At 58.4% G+C, this 1,304-nt stretch carries 1 protein-coding gene; it reads right to left on the bottom strand.

What is annotated here, in order from left to right; all coding sequences use genetic code 11:
• Positions 1–3 precede the first annotated feature (3 nt).
• Complete coding sequence (locus tag PG887_RS22335) at positions 4–1,206, bottom strand: ISL3-like element ISAeme19 family transposase (RefSeq protein WP_081000878.1); 1,203 nt, start codon at positions 1,204–1,206, stop codon at positions 4–6.
• Between the last annotated feature and the right edge of the window lie 98 nt (positions 1,207–1,304).

Below are 1,304 nucleotides of genomic sequence, written 5' to 3'. Positions count from 1 at the left end.
GGTTCATCGCGGCTTTCCGGGGAAGGCCGCCTTGATTTTCAGAAAAAAGTATTCTGAGTCCCTAAATCCATATGCCATACGCTTTATCACTTTGATCTTGTTGTTCACCCCTTCCAGCACACTCGTGTGCATCGGGTAGTTTGCACTCGCCAGGATCCCCCGCATATATTTCGATAAATTTCGACCAAATCGTTGCAGCGGCGCTAGCCCGCTTTCCTTCACCTGCCGCATCCAGCTCCGCCATCGTCGCCATCCTTCCCACACGCTCGGCGCATACCAGATGCCCTTCAACCCCTCTTTCAGCACGTACACCATCGCCAGCGGTTGATTCGCCGCCAACAGCTCCTGCAACTTCACATCCTGTTTTTCACTCAACTTCGCCCGATTACGTAGCAGCAACCAACGCGCACTTTTGACCACTTTTCGCGCCGGTTTATCGCTTTTCAGTGCATTCGCCTGCTCCACTCGCACCCGGTCCACCACCTCTCGGCCATAGCGAGCCACCACGTGGAACAGGTCGTAGACCACCTCCGCCTGCGGGCAGTGTTGCTTCACCTCCAGGTCGAACGCCGTGTTCATGTCCATCGCCACCGCTTCAATCTGCTGGCATCGCTCGCCGAGCTGCTCGAAGAAGGGACGGATCGCGGCCCGGCTGTTGCCGTGCCCCACCCACAGGACGCGGGTTCGCTCGGCATCCATGATCACGGTGGCATAGCGGTGTCCCTTGTGCAGGGCAAACTCATCCATCACCAGCCGCCGCACCTCCCCAAGTTCGATGGTGCCCACACTGGTCTGCAAACGGCGCTTGTCGATCTCCTTGATGGTGTGCCAACCGACCCCGGTGAGCTGGCTGACATGGCGGATGGGGAGGTACTGAACGAGCGCTTCAATCCAGCACTGCATGCGCCGGGTGAGGCGGGAGCCAGAGGGGAGCCAGTCGATATGTTCACTGACGCGACCACAGCGCAGACAGTCGACGCGGCGAACAGGCAGTTGTAACCAGACTTGTCGGTCAAATAGGTCTCGCTCACGCACCCGGCGGATACGTTGGTCGTGGATCAATGGCGTGGGTTGCAGGCATCGGCGACAACGGGGCAAGAAGTCGGCGCGAGGCTCAAGGGTAAACAGGGTGTGATGGTTGGCAGAAAGCGCTTGGGCGATGACGGTATAACCTGGCCAGAAGGAGGCAATATCAATATGATGCACGGCGACAGCAGGGTGATGGTGGTGGTGTGTTTGGAGACAGCCAGTTTACCAGCACCCTGTCTGTCAACTTCCACTTCCCCAAGATCCCGCGAAGAACC

Origin of the sequence: Aeromonas sp. QDB14 (assembly GCF_027707845.1) — a bacterium.
In the GTDB taxonomy this organism is placed as follows: Bacteria; Pseudomonadota; Gammaproteobacteria; order Enterobacterales; family Aeromonadaceae; genus Aeromonas; species Aeromonas caviae.
This window is presented reverse-complemented; position numbering and strand designations above follow the sequence as displayed.